This window comes from Streptomyces sp. SCSIO 75703, assembly GCF_036607905.1.
Classification (GTDB): domain Bacteria; phylum Actinomycetota; class Actinomycetes; order Streptomycetales; family Streptomycetaceae; genus Streptomyces.
This window is the reverse complement of the sequence record NZ_CP144555.1, coordinates 6,870,419-6,885,934: the sequence shown is the minus strand read 5'-3', so window position 1 is coordinate 6,885,934 and position 15,516 is coordinate 6,870,419. Positions and strand designations below refer to the sequence as shown.

The 15,516-nt window shown below is 68.4% G+C and carries 14 protein-coding genes and 2 pseudogenes; 8 read left to right on the top strand and 8 right to left on the bottom strand.

All coding sequences use genetic code 11. The features are described 5' to 3' along the window. The first annotated feature begins 676 nt into the window (after positions 1-676). The 6 genes from VM636_RS30275 to VM636_RS30250 all read left to right on the top strand — a co-directional run bounded on the left by VM636_RS30275 (position 677) and on the right by VM636_RS30250 (position 8,235). A complete protein-coding gene (locus VM636_RS30275) occupies positions 677-985 on the top strand; it encodes a hypothetical protein (RefSeq protein WP_338486272.1) in 309 nt (102 codons plus the stop codon). Between the two features lie 43 nt (positions 986-1,028). Then, positions 1,029-3,707 (top strand): Helicase associated domain protein, encoded by a 2,679-nt coding sequence (locus tag VM636_RS30270; protein ID WP_338486270.1) that lies wholly within the window; start codon positions 1,029-1,031, stop codon positions 3,705-3,707. A gap of 103 nt (positions 3,708-3,810) precedes the next feature. Continuing rightward, a complete protein-coding gene (locus VM636_RS30265) occupies positions 3,811-5,049 on the top strand; it encodes an ABC-three component system protein (RefSeq protein ID WP_234340513.1) in 1,239 nt (412 codons plus the stop codon). Positions 5,050-5,051: 2 nt separating this feature from the next. Then, a complete protein-coding gene (locus tag VM636_RS30260) occupies positions 5,052-5,540 on the top strand; it encodes a three component ABC system middle component (protein ID WP_078962864.1) in 489 nt (162 codons plus the stop codon). Between the two features lie 23 nt (positions 5,541-5,563). Continuing rightward, positions 5,564-7,513, top strand: a complete 1,950-nt coding sequence (locus VM636_RS30255; protein WP_053914812.1) for a DUF3732 domain-containing protein — start codon at positions 5,564-5,566, stop codon at positions 7,511-7,513. A gap of 107 nt (positions 7,514-7,620) precedes the next feature. Further along, on the top strand, positions 7,621-8,235 hold the full coding sequence (locus VM636_RS30250) for an XRE family transcriptional regulator (RefSeq protein ID WP_234340514.1): 615 nt from the start codon (positions 7,621-7,623) through the stop codon (positions 8,233-8,235). Between the two features lie 36 nt (positions 8,236-8,271). Here VM636_RS30250 and VM636_RS30245 read toward each other — a convergent pair whose 3' ends face one another. The 4 genes and pseudogenes from VM636_RS30245 to VM636_RS30230 all read right to left on the bottom strand — a co-directional run. Then, complete coding sequence (locus tag VM636_RS30245; protein ID WP_234342026.1) at positions 8,272-9,408, bottom strand: hypothetical protein; 1,137 nt, start codon at positions 9,406-9,408, stop codon at positions 8,272-8,274. Continuing rightward, a complete protein-coding gene (locus VM636_RS30240; protein ID WP_338486264.1) occupies positions 9,401-9,793 on the bottom strand; it encodes an ATP-binding protein in 393 nt (130 codons plus the stop codon). The genes VM636_RS30245 and VM636_RS30240 overlap by 8 nt, the downstream gene beginning before the upstream one ends. Continuing rightward, positions 9,793-10,749: an IS481 family transposase gene (locus VM636_RS30235; protein WP_338482875.1), complete on the bottom strand. Its 957-nt coding sequence runs from the start codon at positions 10,747-10,749 to the stop codon at positions 9,793-9,795. The genes VM636_RS30240 and VM636_RS30235 overlap by 1 nt, the downstream gene beginning before the upstream one ends. A 125-nt stretch (positions 10,750-10,874) precedes the next feature. Beyond that, positions 10,875-11,114 (bottom strand): annotated as a pseudogene (locus tag VM636_RS30230) (transposase); the annotation flags it as partial. Positions 11,115-11,184: 70 nt separating this feature from the next. Here VM636_RS30230 and VM636_RS30225 point away from each other — a divergent pair. Together VM636_RS30225 and VM636_RS30220 are read left to right on the top strand one after the other, a co-directional pair. Continuing rightward, positions 11,185-11,493 carry a transposase gene (locus VM636_RS30225; RefSeq protein WP_030423472.1) on the top strand — a complete coding sequence of 103 codons (309 nt, stop codon included), beginning with the start codon at positions 11,185-11,187 and terminating at the stop codon, positions 11,491-11,493. Further along, complete coding sequence (locus VM636_RS30220) at positions 11,490-12,413, top strand: IS3 family transposase (RefSeq protein ID WP_338483157.1); 924 nt, start codon at positions 11,490-11,492, stop codon at positions 12,411-12,413. The genes VM636_RS30225 and VM636_RS30220 overlap by 4 nt, the downstream gene beginning before the upstream one ends. A 40-nt stretch (positions 12,414-12,453) precedes the next feature. Here VM636_RS30220 and VM636_RS30215 read toward each other — a convergent pair. The 4 genes and pseudogenes from VM636_RS30215 to VM636_RS30200 form a co-directional block, all read right to left on the bottom strand. Next, positions 12,454-12,699 (bottom strand): annotated as a pseudogene (locus VM636_RS30215) (transposase); the annotation flags it as partial. Next, positions 12,618-13,205: a transposase gene (locus VM636_RS30210; RefSeq protein ID WP_107091443.1), complete on the bottom strand. Its 588-nt coding sequence runs from the start codon at positions 13,203-13,205 to the stop codon at positions 12,618-12,620. The gene VM636_RS30210 and the pseudogene VM636_RS30215, both read right to left, overlap by 82 nt. Positions 13,206-13,263: 58 nt before the next feature. Continuing rightward, complete coding sequence (locus tag VM636_RS30205; protein WP_234340517.1) at positions 13,264-13,632, bottom strand: ATP-binding protein; 369 nt, start codon at positions 13,630-13,632, stop codon at positions 13,264-13,266. Further along, positions 13,629-15,449, bottom strand: a complete 1,821-nt coding sequence (locus tag VM636_RS30200; RefSeq protein WP_338486261.1) for a Mu transposase C-terminal domain-containing protein — start codon at positions 15,447-15,449, stop codon at positions 13,629-13,631. The genes VM636_RS30205 and VM636_RS30200 overlap by 4 nt, the downstream gene beginning before the upstream one ends. Positions 15,450-15,516: the final 67 nt, after the last annotated feature.

The window sequence follows — 15,516 nt, the reverse complement described above, 5'->3', positions numbered from 1 at the left end:
TCCCGCGGAGCGGGTACCACATCGCTGCGCGATGTGCAAGCGAACACCCGCGCTGCGCGCGGGTGTTGCGCTCCCGCTCCGCGGGAGCGCTGGCGGGTGGCTGCGCCACCCGCTCACCCCTCTTGCTGTGCAAGAAGGGTGACGGTCCGTCCGCTGCGCTCCCGGACCGGCGGGACTTCGTCTCGCTACCAGGCTTTCGCTTCGCTCCAGCCTGGCCGGCGGGTCCGCTGCGCTCCCCCCGCCTGACGGTCCTTCCGGCTGCGCCTCCAGAACCGTTGAGGCCCGCTGTCGCGGGCCGGGCTGGCTACGAGGGAGGGGGTCGCTCGTTCGTGTCGGGTTTCAGTGTAGCGGGTGCTCAAGTTGATGCGCCATGTACCGTTGGCGGAAACACGAGACACCCCCTAACCGCTCGGACCGGGCCGAGGCTCAGTGAGAGGAAAAGGGAAATCGCATGTGGAGTGCTCAGGATGTGGCGCGGGAACAGGTTAGGCGCCAGGCACACGGTCTCGATATGGCCGCCGTTACGGAGAAGGTCGCGGAGGCTGCTACTCGCGAGCGTGAGACAGCGGAGCAGTTGAGGCGAGGCGGTTCCCTCTCCGAGTTCGAGACGGACCCGGAACGGCTGGCTGCCGTCTGGGAGGCAAAGCATGTGGAGTGGCAGCGCGTCAGGGACTTGATGGCTCAGGCCGGTTGGGGCGCGTACGAGCCGGAGCGGGACACCCAAGGCTCCACGTGGGCTCAGGAGCGCACAGAACGGCGTGACGGTGCTCTCGCGGCCAAGGCCGCCTTCGAGGCGCGGCGGCGGGAGGAGGCGGATGAACTGCGGGCGGAGCTGTGGCTGTCTGCCGCGCCTAGCCGGCTGATCCGGGCGGCGGCCGATCGGGCCGGGCTCATGCCCGCCCAGGTCCTGGCGCAGCTCGCCGAGCGGGTCGTGGTGGGCGAGGACGGTACGGTGTCAGTCCCGCCCTTCATGCCGTCCCGGTGATTTTCCGAAGCGGTCAGGAAACGAGTCAGGGGAGGACTTCGAAATGCCGGGTATTCAGCTCAAGGGACACCAGGTTGACCAGAAGGCGGCTTTCCGTAAATGGGTGGGATTCCCTGCAAGATCATCTGTGCCCCCGGAGGGTGCTCGGGGCACGATCGTGTCAGCGACCGGTTCGGGCAAGACGATCACGGCGGCCGCGTGCGCGCTGGAGTGCTTCCCGGGCGGCCAGATCCTCGTCACGGTGCCGACCCTGGACCTGCTCGTGCAGACCGCCCAGGCGTGGCGCCTGGTGGGCCACCGATCCCCGATGGTGGCGGTGTGCTCTCTGGAGAACGACCCGGTCCTGAACGAGCTGGACGTGCGCACCACCACCAACCCGATCCAGCTCGCCCTATGGGCAGGTTCAGGGCCCGTGGTCGTGTTCGCCACGTATGCCTCCCTGGTGGACCGTGAGGACATCGATGCACCCGAGTGCCAGCGGAAGGTTCGCGGGCCGCTGGAGGCCGCTCTGGCAGGCGGGGAGCGGCTCTACGGGCAGCAGATGGCGGGCTTCGACCTCGCGATCGTGGACGAGGCCCACGGAACCGCCGGTGATCTCGGTCGTCCGTGGGCCGCTATCCACGACAACCAGCGGATCCCCGCCAACTTCCGCCTCTACCTCACCGCGACCCCGCGCATCCTGGCGGCCCCCCGGCCGCAGAAGGGCGCTGACGGCCAGGAGCTGGTGCTGGCGTCGATGGGCCAGGACTCCGCCACCTACGGGCCGTGGCTTGCCGAGCTCGGGCTCTCAGAGGCGATCGAGCGCGGAATCCTCGCGGGATTCGAGATCGACGTGCTCGAAATCCGCGACCCCTCCCCCGTCTTCGGCGAGTCGGAGGAGGCGCTGCGGGGACGGCGCATGGCTCTACTGCAGACGGCGCTGCTGGAGCACGCCGCGAAGTGGAACCTGCGCACCGTGATGACGTTCCACCAGCGGGTAGAGGAGGCCGCCGCGTTCGCGGAGAAGCTGCCCAAGACGGCGGCCGAGCTGTACGTCAACGACGTCACCGACGAGGACCTGGCGAAGGCGGAGGCCCTGCCGAAGTCCTCCATCGACGCGGAGTTCTACGAGCTGGAGGCCGGCCGCCACGTACCCCCGGACCGGGTGTGGGCGGCGTGGCTGTGCGGCGACCATCTCGTCAGCGAGCGGCGCGAGGTCCTGCGGCAGTTCGCCAACGGCATCGACGCGAACAACCGGCGCGTGCACCGGGCGTTCCTTGCCTCGGTGCGGGTGCTCGGGGAGGGCGTGGACATCACCGGCGAGCGGGGCGTGGAGGCGACCTGCTTCGCCGACACCCGCGGCTCCCAGGTGGAGATCGTGCAGAACATCGGCCGCGCACTCAGGCTCAACCGCGACGGCTCCACCAAGGTCGCGCGGATCATCGTGCCGGTCTTCCTCCAGCCCGGCGAGGACCCGCAGGACATGGTCGCCAGCGCCTCGTTCCGCCCCCTCGTAGCGGTCCTTCAGGGCCTGCGCTCGCACGATGAGCGCCTGGTCGAGCAGCTCGCCTCCCGCGCCCTCACCCACGGCAAGCGCAAGGTCCACGTCCGGCGCGACGAGGACGGGCGGATCGTCGGTGCCGGCGGCGAAGGGGACGGCGAGGACCAGGAGCAGGACGACGCCGACGCCGCTGCCGAGTCCGCGCTGCTGCACTTTTCCAGCCCGCGCGACGCCGCCACGATCGCCGCATTCCTGCGCACCCGGGTCTACCGGCCGGAGTCCCTGGCCTGGTTGGAGGGATACGAGGCGCTGCTGCGCTGGCGCAGGGAGAACGAGATCACCAGCCTGTACGCCGTCCCGTACGACACCGAGGTCGAGGTCGGCATCACCAAGGACTTCCCGCTGGGGCGGTGGGTGCACCAGCAGCGCAAGACGCTGCGCGCCGGCGAACTCGATCCGCACCGCAAGGAGCTGCTCGACGCGCCCGAGGCCGGGATGGTGTGGGAGCCCGGCGAGGAAGCCTGGGAAGCCAAGCTCGCCACGCTCCGGTCCTACCGGCGGGCCACCGGGCATCTCGCCCCCCGTCAGGACGCCGTGTGGACCGACCCCGCCGACGGCGTTCCCGTGCCGATCGGGCAGCACATGGCCAACCTGCGGCGGAAGGGCGCGAAGAACGGCCTGGGCAAGGACCCGAAGCGGGCGGAGCAGCGTGCGGCGCAGCTCACCGCGATCGACCCGGACTGGAACTGCCCGTGGCCACTGGACTGGCAACGCCACTACCGCGTCCTGGCGGACCTGGTCGACGCCGACGGCAGCCTGCCCGACATCGCACCCAGCGTACTCATGGACGGCGACGACATCGGCAAGTGGCTCCAACAGCAGAAGCAGCCGGCCGTCTGGGCACGGCTCCTGCCCGAACAGCAGGAACGGCTGACCACGCTCGGCATCAAACCGCTCGAGGCGCCGTCTCCCGCCCCGGCGGGAAGGCGTGCGACGAAGGGCCCGAGCAAGGCGCAGCAGGCGTTCCAGCGGGGCCTGGCAGCCCTCGCGCAGTGGGTGGAGCGGGAAGGCGCGGTCCGGCCGGTGCCTCGCGGCCACGCCGAGGAGATCACGGTCGACGGCGAGGCGCAGCCGGTAGTCGTGAAGCTGGGCGTATGGGTATCGAACACCCGCGCGAGACGGGACAAGCTCGCCCAGGAACAGCTCGACGCCCTACGGGAGCTGGGTGTGGAGTGGGCATAGAGGTCGCGCACAGGAATCGGAGTCAGCGGAGATTCGCTCCGATGTGCGATCTTATGAGTGTGTATTGATCCAGTTGCAGGCTGTCTCTAGAGTGACGCGCATCGTGACAGAGAAGATGCCCCACTCAGCGGCTGGCCAGATGCTGGGCTACCTCTACCAGTGCGAGTGGGCGTTGGTAGAGCTGGCGCAGCGGTGGTTCAAGGACGCAGAGGCCACGCTACGCATGGAGATGCTGGACGACATTGACCTGCTGCACGGGTCAGTTCCTGTCGAGCTTGTGCAGTCCAAGCATCATGGCGGTCAGGGAGAGATCGGCTCCACCAGTGCTGATCTGTGGCGTTCTATCAATTCCTGGTGCGATGCCTTAGAGATCCTCGGGGACGCGCCGCTGCCGCTGCTCCGCTTGGTCACCACGCAGCAGGTTTCTGCCGGGAGCCTCCTGGAGAAGCTGCGCGCCGATCCGCAGACGCGCGATGTAGCCGCAGCTCTAGCAGCTCTTGAGGAGCTAGCTGGTGATGACGAGGGTCCGAAGACGACACGCCCTTGGCGGGAGCGCTTCCTCCGGTGTACTCCGGTGGTCCGGGAGGCTCTGGTGGGCCAGATCGTCGTGGACGATCTGGCGCCTCGAGTGTCAGAGGTGGACTCTAAGCTCCGTGAAGTGATCGGCGTATGGAAGACGGATCAGGGCCAGAGCCAAGAGATCCTGGAGGAGCTGAAGGGCTGGTGGTGGGGGGTCTCCAAGGAGATGCTCGACCGCTCCAACCCCAGCCGGAGGGAGACTGTTTCCGCCGAGGAACTGCGCACGAAGATCGACTATGTGATGAGCAAGTACGCGCAGACCTCGTTGCCCATCAGCGACCGGCTGGAAAGGCTCACCGAGGAAGAGGTGGCCCGGTACAAGGACCGCGTCTTCGTTGCCCAGCTCCAGCTCCTGAAACTGGGACGCCGAAGCATCCGATTCCATCTCGGCGAGTATCACCACGCATGGACCCATCGATCTCGCTGGCTCCACCGTCACTACGTCGCCCAGAGCGAACTCGACCAGTTCGAGTCAGATCTCCGGCGTGAATGGGAGATGGTGTTCTCCAAACTCGCCGACGCTTTTGACGCTGGCGAGTACGGGGACGATGCGGTCAAGGCCGGTGTGGACATTCTGGACAAGGCCATGGCTGCTGTAGAAACACTGCGGCTGCGTCCGCAGGTGGAGAAGCGGTGGGTCGCCCGCGGCACGCTTCACGCTTTGGCCGATCTGGCTACGCAGGACGACGAGCCGGTGGGCTGGCATCCCGACTTCGAGAACCTGCTGTCCCAGTCGTCTGATACTGCTGACGGGGAGGAATAGTCATGTCGGCTCCCGCGCGTCAACTCCCTGAAGCTGCAGCCCTGTTCAATCCCGCCTTCGGGGCGTATGTGCTGGCGCACTGTGTAGCGGCCCACATCGCAGCGGGCCCCAGTCTGCCTCTCCCCTTGCCGAGCAGCTTCCTGGTCCTTCCCCTGGTGCTGCCGCCGGACTCCCGCGCCGCGCTCCCGAGAGATGTCCGCACGCCGCTGGCCAGCTGGCTGGCTGATAATCCGATCCAGCGCGCGTCATACCCGCACCGCGCCGCCTCGCTAACGCATTACACCCGCGCGTCCCAGCGGTTCGGCGTCCGGCACAACGTGTTGACGGTGCATTCCAGCGGCCTCGCAGTGACCAGACAGCCCAGGCGTCCCAGCGCGAACAGTCATGGAGCGGAGCTCGTCGACTGCACACGCGCTGCGGCCCTCGTTGGCCGCTGGCTTGCAGCGACATCGCCTGCTACCGCATTCGCCCTGCTCGGGGTCCGCCCCTAGCGCTCCAAGGAAGCCACCTCAGCATGCATCTGCTCGCTCTGGCCCTGTATCACCGTGATGGCAGGCAAGCACCGCGCACCATTACCTTCAAACCCGGAGCCTTGAACATCCTCACCGGAGAGTCCGAGACCGGAAAATCGGCAGTCCTCGACATCATCGAGTACTGCTTGGGACGGCAGCACATTTCGCTGCCAGAGGGCGTGATCACTCAGACGGTGGGCTGGTACGCGCTGCTCGTACAGATCGGTTCGACGCGCCTGCTCCTGGGCCGGCCCCGCCCAGCGGGAGCCTCCACCAACAAAGCCATGCTGATCATCGGCGACGACACGCTCGAGCTGCCGGCAGGCGACCGTATGAGAGCGAATGCCGACACGGACGCGCTCCGCGCAGAGCTCAGCGCTCGCCTGGGCATCGACGACTTCCGCTTCGAACCTCCGGCGGGCGCCGAACGCTACGCGTTCAATGTCTCTATTGCCCAGGCCGTTTACATGTGCCTGCAAAAGCAGACCGAGATCGCCAACCAGCAGCTGCTGTTCCATCGCCAGTCCGAGCCCGGCATGGCGCAGATGATGAAGGACACGCTGCCGTACTTCCTCGGTGCGGCCGGACCGGAACAGGCCGCACGCCAACGACAGCTTGCGGAGGCCACCCGGGCCCTGCGGCGCGTCCAGCGACAGATTGATGAGAGCCAGCGGGACAACGAATCCACGAACGCCGCCTTGCACGGCCTGGCCCGCCTCGCCCAGGAGGCAGGCATGGTCCAGGCTGTGCCAGAGCGCGCATCGGCAGCCGAACTGAGTGTCCTGCTGCGCGAGGCGGCGGACACAGTTGTTGATCCATCGGCGCCTCCGGTGTTCGGCGAAGACGGGATGCAAGAACGCCTGGCTGCGGAGCGACAGGCGCTGAGGGAACAACTTCACGATCTCAACGAGGCCGGGGCCCTTCTCGACTCGTGGCAGCAGGAGAGTCAGGCGTTCACCGGTGAGCTCCACACCCAGCTCGGCCGCCTTACGTCTCTGCAGCTCCTCAGTCCCGAAGACGCAGGGGCGCCCGAGGTCTGTCCCCTGTGTAATCAGGCCTTGGAGGAGCCCGACCCCGACATCGAGCAGCTCAACGACCTCACGCGCCGTCTCCAGTCCGAGCTGACCGACGCAGAAGCACTTCAACCATCGCGGACCCGTCACCGTCAGGAACTCAACGAGCAGATCGCAGACGTCCGCAGGCGCCTCCAGGCCAATGCCTCAGCGCTCCAGGCCCTGCAGGCCAGTAACCGCCGCCTCCAGGAGATCAATGACCAGCACGCGCGGCAGGCTCACGTGCAAGGGCGCATTCTCCAGGAACTGCAACGAACTACGTCGCAGTCGGCAGACGAATCTGGATCGCTGCGCCGCCAGGTGGCTCGTATGCAGGAGCGGATCGCAGAACTGCAGGAACTGGTCGATGCCGACGATGTGAGGGCCGAAACGGAAAGCCGCCTCAGCCGTATCGCGCTGGACATGACGGACTGGGCCCGCGAGCTGGATCTCGAGCATGCAGACGAGGCTGAAGAAGTACGCATCAGCCTCTCCCTCCTCAACGTCGTCCTGCGCACGGAAACCAGCCGTATCCCCCTCACCCGCATCGGCAGCGCGAAGAACTGGATCGGGTACCACCTCGTCGCGCACCTGGCCCTGCACACCTACCTACTCAAACACCAGCGGCCCGTCCCGCACTTCGTCATGTTCGACCAGCCCACCCAGGCCTTCTTCCCTGAAGAAGTCCATGACGTAGGCGCCCTCACCGACGCCGACTGGGAAGCAGTACGCAGCTACTTCTCCCTCATGCGAGACGTCGTCAACCGCAACGGCCAGGGACTGCAGATCATCGTGTGCGATCACGTGAACCTACGAGACGATTGGTTCCGCGACGCCGTAATCGAAAACTGGCGCCAAGGCAAAGCCCTGATCCCTACGGACTGGATCACCGAGGCATAGACCTGGCCATAGCTCGGGCGTTCGCCGTGGGCCCTGCAGCTCAGAACCCTCTGTGGTCTCGTGCGGATGACGCATTTTGTTCATTGGGCCCAGCGAATGTGAAAGACATGGCAGCGCAGACGGGCGTTAAAGGTGTGACCGCCAGGGTGGCCGAGTGCTGGGGAGTGTATGTGGGGAAGATAGGTGATGGCATTGAGCGAGCGCTGATGACGCGCCCGGTGCCTACAGGCGCCTCGGCATTGCGCTTTTTGATGAGAACGGAGAAGGGCTCTACGAAGCACGTGGCGCGTCTTGTGGGCGTTTCACAGCGCACCGTGCAGCGATGGGTCACTGATCGGCCGGAAATGCGGCGGCGTCCCAGCGCAGCGCACACGAAGAGGATCGATGAGGTCGTCAGGGCGCGCTGGCAGCCCCGGGTCCGCGCGCGCCAGCGGGCCATGGCCGAAGAGGACGGATTCGTCATCCACACCAGGGCGCGGTTCGGGTTCGTGGTGCCTGCAGGCTCGTCGGACGATCCGCGGGTGCGGTGGATCACTCAGTATTTGCCAGGAGAGGTGGCCCGCGAACTGTTCGCCGCTCGGGACGCCGGCGCGGGCGAACAGCAGCAGACGGTGATCTTGGCCCGCGCGCTGGGACACGCCTACTTCCGCGAGTGGGGCCGCCGCGCACACGGTCTGCACATCGCCTTCAGCGACATCGAGTTCGCAGACTTCTCAATCTGATGAGCCCGCCTCTTCGAGCGAAACGCGTCAGAGTGTTCAGCGTCGCGAGGGCGGCCTGACGCGACTGGTCGGCATGGCTTCGTACCTCTCGGCTTCCTGCCGCTCGCGCCAGTCCCACTCCACACGGCCGGCCGGGCCTTTGCGGCGGGCCGCGGGCGGCTGGGGCGGGCGCAGTCTGGCCGTCTCCGCCACACGCAGCAGGTGCCCACGGTCACCTGGCGCGGCAAGCAGTTCCTGATCCTCGCCGGAGAGGAGCCGGGTGAAGCAGGCTGCGGCCCGCAGGAAGATGCCCGACCAGGGTGGTACGGGGTGAGCGGCGCAGCCGTCGGTGTAGCGGGCGCGGTCGTGCAGGGCGAGCGTGGCCGCAGCGTCGTCGTAGTCGCAGGGACGTGCGGTGGCGAGTTGCTGGAGGGAGGCGCCGGTGAACAGCGCGGCGGCGACGGCCGCGGCCAGGCGAGGATGTGCGGTGGCCGCGTGCAGCCGGCGGGCGACTCGCTGGGCGGTGGGCGCGGTGAGAGGCACGGGCGGTGGGCGGTGCCGCCAGGCGATCGGCGGTGGCGTGCACGGGTCGGCGCAGGGGCGGGGGCTGTCGTAGGAGACGAGGCGGTCCAGTGCCGACAGGGTGAGCCACCGGCTAACCGGCGCGGCGGGCTCGTCTGCGGGCGGGGGTTCGGCGATAGGCGTGCCGTAGTAGTGGCGGCGGGCAGCCTCGAAGTCGGCGGTGACGGAGTAGTCGGCCGTCCGCAGGGCCTGGTGCAGAGCGGCGGGAAGGTGAGGGCGGTGGCAGACCAGGGTCAGGTGGATACCAGTGCGGGCCTGTAGCTGCAGGAGGCGCATCGTGCGGCGGGCGGTGAGGCGGTGGGCGCGCAGGACGGTCAGCCGGGTGACGGGCAGGGCGGTCAGCCAGGCAGTGGCGGCTTCCCAGGCGGGCTGGCGGCCACCGGGAAAGCGGCCCGGAAGAAGGGGCGGTTTGCCCAGGGCGACGAGAAGGTCGTGGGCGAGGCCGGTCTCGCTGGTGGTTCCCGGGCCGGGGTGCAGGGTGATCCGGCCGGACGGCGGATGGTGGGCGGCCAGAGCGGTGTGCGTGTGGATCGCGTCGTCGCCCGGGTCGAGGACCACAGTGACGGACGGCGGCGGCACGGTGAGCGGCATGGCGGTGGGGTGGTCAGCCAAGGCGGCTGAAGGCCCAGCGCAGCAGCTCCTGGTCGACGCGGGGGCGGCCGGTGCGTGCCAGGGCGGTGCGGGTGTGGGCGGTCAGCTGGGCCCAGGCGAGGAAGTTGCCGTGTGCGGCGTGGCTGTCGGCGAAGGTGATGTCGTCGGGATCGGCGTCGGCCCAGATGGGGTGGAACAGGGGGATGGCCTCGAGGACCTCGTCGGGGTTGAGGCGGGTGAAGTGCTGCCAGATGAAGATGCGGGAGGAGAGCATCGGTTCGCGGCGCAGCACGGTGTGGCAGCCCTCGCCGCCGACGAAGATGATCGCGAGCTGGGTGGAGGGTTCGTCCCACAAGTAGCGGAAGTACTCGAACGCCTCACCGTTGAGCCACTGGGCCTCGTCCACTAGGTGTATTGACCCGCAGCGTTGTTGACACGGCTGATGGGCGGGTGTCCGTCCAGTGCGGTGTGGCAGCGGTGGTGGTTGTAGGTGTGGAGGAAGTCTGCCAGGGCTTCGGTCCGTTCGGTGTTTGAGGTGTAGGGCCGCAGGTAGGCCCATTCGTCGAGCAGGGTGCGGTTGAAGCGTTCGACCTTGCCGTTGGTCTGCGGCCGGTAGGCCCGGGTCAGCTTGCCGGTCGCGCCGAGCTCGGCCAGGACTGCCTTCCAGGCCAGGCCCTTGCGGTAGGCCCAGGCGTTGTCGGTCAGCACCCGCTCGATCCGGGTGATGCCCTGGCTGTGGAAGAACGTGGCCGCGCGGGTGAGGAAGCCCGCGCAGGTCGCGGTCTTCTCGTCGCCGTGGATCTCGCTGTAGGCGAGGCGGGTGTGGTCGTCGACGGCGGAGTGGACGTAGTCGAAGCCCATGTTGTTGCGGGTGGCCCGGCCGGCCTGGCGGCCCAGCGCTTTGTGACCGCCGCCGTCGGGGATCCGGCCGAGTTTCTTCACGTCGACGTGGATGAGTTCCCCGGGACGCTCGCGTTCGTAGCGGCGGATCAGCGTGCCGGTGGGGCGGTCGAGCCAGGCCAGGCGGTTGAGCCGGTGGCGGGTCAGGATCCGGTGGACGGTCGAGGCGGGCAGGCCCAGGATCGGGCCGATCCTGGCCGGCCCGAGCTTGCGGCTCTGTCGCAGGTCGCAGACGCGGGTTTCGACCGAGGCCGCGGTCCGGTGCGGCGTCGTGTGAGGCCGGCTCGACCGGTCGTGCAGGCCCGCCTCGCCTTCAGCCCGCCACCTGCGGATCCATTTGTGAGCCGTGGCCCGGGAGATACCCATCTCGGCGGCCACGTGAGCGACCGGACGGCCTGAGCAGACACGTTCGACCAGCAGTCTTCTACCGAAGACGGTCAGCCGGGCATTACGGTGGGGCACGAAGACCTCCGTGCGGTGAGTTCCTAGACAGCTCCCACCACACCGGAGGTCTTCGCCATGTTCAAGATCCAGCAGTGTCAACAACGCTCGTGATCAATACAACTAGGGCCTGTTCTGAGTTGAGATCACGGGAGGGCTGGCAGGCTGCGTAACCAGAGGATGGATCCGCGCAGGTGGAGCCCGGCGGCATAGCTCTCGGGCGTTTTGTCGTAGCGGGTGGCCAGCCCCCGCCACTCCTTGAACTTGTTGATGCCGCGCTCGACGGTGTTGCGATCTTTGTAGAGCGTGGCGTCGTGGCTGACCGGGCGGCCGCCGGAGCGTCCCTTTCTCTTGCGGTGGGCGGCCTGGTCGGCCTTCTCCGGGATTGAGGTTCCCCCGAGATGCGGAGAATGGTGACAGCAGGTCAGGTAGGACTCACAGAGAGGAGCCCTGCTGATGCCTGCCCCGAGGAAATACCCACTGGAGTTGCGTGAGCGCGCGGTGCGGATGTACCGCACCGCGGAGCCGAAGCCCGTGATCCGCCGCATGGCCGAGGAACTCGGTGTCCATCACGAGGCCCTGCGCGGCTGGATCCGCCAGGCCGAGGCCGACGCCGGCGAACGCGACGACCTGCTCACCAGCGACGAACGCGCCGAGCTGACCGCGCTGCGCAAGGAGAACACCCAGCTCAAGCGGTCGAACGAGATCCTGCGGACGGCCTCGGCTTTTTTCGCGGCACAGCTCGACCCGACCCGGCCCAGGTGACCGCGCTCCTCGACGAGCACGAGAACCTGGAGATCGAGCCCACCCTCCGGGAACTGCACATCCCCTCCTCCACCTACTACCGCTGGCGCCGGGCGAAGAAGGAGCCGTGCGAACGGCACCGCCGGGACACCGAGCTGACCAGGCAGATCCAGCAGATCCACACCGACTCCGGCGGAATCTACGGCTCGCCCCGCGTGCACGCTGTCCTGAAACGCGAAGGCGTCCACGTCGGCCGCAAACGAGTTGAACGGCTCATGCGCGAAGCCGGCCTCGCCGGGATCAGTCCCCGCCGGACGGGCAAGGGCTTCACCCGCCGCGACCGGGACGCCGACCTCGCCCCGGATTTGGTCAGGCGCGACTTCACCGCCGACAGGCCGAACCGGCTGTGGGTCACCGACCTCACCATGATCTCGACCCTTGAGGGGCCCTTGTGGCTGTCGGCGATCAGGGACGCGTTCTCCCGCCGGGTGGTGGCCTGGGAGGCCTCCGCCCACGCGGACGCCGACCTCGTGCTGGCCACCCTCGAGTACGCCCTCGCGTCCCGGGAGGTCGAACCCGGCCAGCTGATTCACCATGCGGACCACGGCTGTCAGTACACGTCCGTGAAGCTCACAACACGCTTGGTGCGGGCAGGAATTGAGGCATCCATGGGCTCCGTCGGGGACTCGTACGACAACGCCCTCGCGGAGAACCTCTGGATGCTCATCAAGACCGAGGGCCTCCGCGGCCGCACCTTCGCCACCCGGGCCGAGGCGAACCTCGCGCTCTTCGAGTACATCGACGGGTTCTACAACAGTCGGCGCATCCAGAAACGCCTCGGCTACCTCAGCCCCGTCGAGTTCGAAGAGAAGCACTACGCCGAGCAGGCAGCGTCCGAACGAGCGAACCTGAAACCCCGCCAACCCGCTCTGACCAGCTGATCAGCCCCTCCCGAGCAACGGGGGAACCTCAGATCACCACCTTGATATTGCGTCTGCGCAGGTGGGCGCGGTTGGCGCGGGAGGAGTACGCCTTGTCGCCGGCCACTGCGTCCGGCCGGGTCCTGGGGCGGCCGACGGGACCACGCACCTTGATCTCCTTCAGGGCGGGGATGAAGCGCGGGCTGTCCGCGGCCTGTCCGGGGGTCAGGACGATGGACAGCGGACGGCAGCGCCGCTCGACGGCGAGGTGGACCTTGCTGGTGAGCCCGCCCCGGGAGCGGCCCAGTTCAGCGGCCCGCAGCCGGGCCCTGCGGCGTCGGCGCACGGCGCGGCGCTGTTCCCGCTCGGGGTCCTCCCCGACTGCGGACCCCTCGCCCATGGGGTCGTTTTGCCCCTTTGCCGCAGCCCCTTTTCCTCCGCCACGGCCTTCTCCAGGTCCTCAAGGAGCTCCGGGTCCACGACCATGCCCGCCGCGTGGTGATGCGCGCGGGCAACGGTCGAGTCCACGCTGACCAGGCTGAGATCGACATCGTCGCGGGCCGCCGCCTCGGCGATCATCGCGTCCATGAGGGTCTGGAAGACCTCGTCACGCGCCCACATCCGGAACCGGTCGTAGATCATCGACCAGGAGCCGTAGCTCTCCGGCACATCCCGCCAGGGGCTGCCGGTTCGGAACCGCCACATCACCGCGTTGAAGTAGCCGCGCAGGTCAGGGATCGGCCCGAACGCCCCCAGCGGCAGGTGCGGCTCGATCAACTCCCACTCGGCATCGGTCAGGTCACCACGAGTCACGCGACCGGTCTACCGCAGCCAGTACCCACCTGGGGCAGGAATGACCGATCCCGTGATCTCAACTCAGAACAGGCCCTAGGAAGGTGCGGGGGCGCTCAGCCAGGGCAGTCTTCAGCAGGCGGTCGAATTCACTGGGGTGGCGCGGCGGTTCACCGGCCAGATCGAGTGCGGCGAACAGCTCATAGCGCACCGCTCGGGCGGTGGGACGGGCCCGGAAGGTGATCTTGCGGACATCCTCGCCGGGTTCGAGTCCGCGCAGGCAGGTGTTGACGGCGAGGGTCTTGCCGAAGCCGGCGCCGCCGTGGATGCACATCATGGCGCGGGCGGCGACGGTGTCGGTGATGTTCTCCCGGGCGGTGAGCAGGGCACGGGTGGTGACCACGGACGCATCGGGCAGGTCGACGTACTGGTAGGTGGCCGCGGTCACGAGGCGTCTCCGTCGTCGTCGGTGGTGGGAGGCGCGGCCCGCCCGTCGCGGCCGTCCGGGGCGGAAGCGCCATCACGGCCGGACGGGTGCGGGACGGGCGGGCCTGGCGTGGTCAGCGCGGCCAGGGAAGCAGGGGTGCGCCAATCGACCGGGGGCGCGGCGGGCGGGATGAGGTCCGGCAGCGCCAGCTTCGAGGCGTCGTTGTGCTCGATGGCGGCCAGTTCGTGCCCGGCTTGAGCGGCGGTGAGGGCTCCCAGCCGTTGGGCCGGCCCTGCCGTGGTGGCCGGGGCGAAGCGCTGTCGGCGCAGCGTCTCGGCGGCTTTCACCTCGGCGCGCAGACGTCGGGCACGCTCCGCACGGGCTGTGCGCAGGGCCTTGAGTTGTTCGGGGGTGGCCGCGTCCGCGAGGTGCGCGGGCCCGAGATACTTGCCGCTCGCGTCACAGATGTCGATCTCGTGATCGTGGTGCGGCATGTAGCGCACGGTGACGGTACGGCCGGCCTGGCCGGTCATCCAGGGGGCGATGTAGGTGCGCCCGCGCCACCGCACGCCGTGGCTGGTCAGCTTCCGCGGGCGGCCGTCGTCCTCCAGGGTGAACGTCCACAGGTCGGCCGCGGGGACATCGGTGACGGGAGTCGGATCGGCCTGCCATGCCTCAAGCGGCGTGCGGCCGGACAGCGCCTGGGGCCGGTGCTCGGTGTTCCACCAGTGGGTCCAGGCCAGCACCTCCGCGGTGAAGTCCTGAAACGACATGGCACCGGACGTCTCCGGCTTGCCCACGCCTTTGTGTCGTCGGCCGGAGCGGGGCTTGGTGGGGGTGAGGGTGTAGCCGGGCAGGGCCGCGAACAGCATCCGGTCAACGGCCCGGTTGAGGTTCTCCACCGTGCCCTTGAGGTGAGGGCTGTAAGCGGGAAGGTCCTTCACCGTCACGCCCATCGTGCCGAACGCGGCGGTGACGGTGGTCGACAGGAAGTCCTTGCCCCGGTCCACCCGCACCTGCTCCGGTGTCCCTCCCGCGGGGCCGTAGGGATCATCACGCAAAACAGCGGCACGCAGCGCGGCCAGCACGGAGGCACGGGAAGGAACGCCAGGAGTGACCGCGGTGCCGGTGATCACTTTGGTGGCGGTGTCGATGAACCACGTCACCCAGGGGCGCACCAGGTCGCCGTCGGCATCGACCAGCAGCGGTGCCTGGACGTGATCGGTCTCCCACACGTGATTGCGCCAGGAGGCCGCCCGTTTGCCGAAGACGTCGTGCGCGCGGGCCGCGTCCGGTCCCGCGGCAAGACCGGCCCGCTCCCCCGCGGTGAGATCACGACGCACCGCGCGCAGGAACGTCGATAGCGACGGCACTGGGTCCAGCAACGGCACCGCAGCCGGCGGGGCGCCCGCGGGAGAAGCCGCGGATTCAGATGCCGTCGTCGGCTGACCGTCACGGCCGCCGGTCTGGGCCCGGGCCACCAACTGTCGGTGGACCGCGGAAGCATTGCCGTGCCAGTACGCCAGCAGCACCCGGATCTCCCTGGTGATCTCGAACCGCTCACCGCTGCGTTCCCCGGGGCGGATCGCGTCCTGGGGCGACCGGGAGGCCTCAGCCAGCCACCGCCACACCGTGCGCTCCGACACGCCCAGGCACTCCCCGGCCAGGCGCACATGCTCCCGCGAGAGCCGCCGCTCGGCGCGCAGCGCCAGCAGACGACGCACCGCCAGCGCCCGCAACGCCGTCAACGACTCCTCCCCCAAAACACCGGCCGGATCCTCCGGCGGCGCCATCGGCTGCCCGTTCACGCCGTGCCCCTCCGCCTCTTCCACTTTCATGGAGCGCGCCTTCGTTCACCTCGTCTCGGAACAGATGAAGGCCCTCCTACACGAGCCCTCCGAGCAG